The organism is Streptomyces oceani (genome assembly GCF_001751245.1).
Classification (GTDB): Bacteria; Actinomycetota; Actinomycetes; order Streptomycetales; family Streptomycetaceae; genus Streptomyces; species Streptomyces oceani.
This window is the reverse complement of record NZ_LJGU01000049.1, coordinates 1-363: the sequence shown is the minus strand read 5'-3', so window position 1 is coordinate 363 and position 363 is coordinate 1. Positions and strand designations below refer to the sequence as shown.

The window sequence follows — 363 nt, the reverse complement described above, 5'->3', positions numbered from 1 at the left end:
CGGGTATTGATCCGACCTCGTTGCGCGGTACGGATACCGGCGTGTTCTGCGGTGTGATCACCTCGGACTACGGCGGGGAGCCTGCGCCGGAGTTGGAGGGTTATCGGCTCACGGGCAAATCGACAAGTGTGGTGTCGGGGCGGGTGGCGTACAGCTTTGGTTTTGAGGGGCCGGCGGTGTCGGTGGATACGGCGTGTTCGTCGTCGTTGGTGGCGTTGCACATGGCGTCGCGGGCGTTGCGGTCGGGTGAGTGCTCGATGGCGTTGGTGGGTGGTGTGACGGTGCTGTCTGGTCCGTTTCTCTTTGTGGAGTTTAGTCGGCAGCGGGGGTTGGCGCGGGATGGTCGGTGTAAGGCGTATTCGG

1 protein-coding gene is annotated in these 363 nt (G+C 63.6%); it reads left to right on the top strand.

The annotated features are described in order from the left end of the window. The coding region (locus tag AN216_RS00225) for a beta-ketoacyl synthase N-terminal-like domain-containing protein (protein WP_139140807.1) at positions 1 to 363 on the top strand (363 nt) is incomplete at both ends.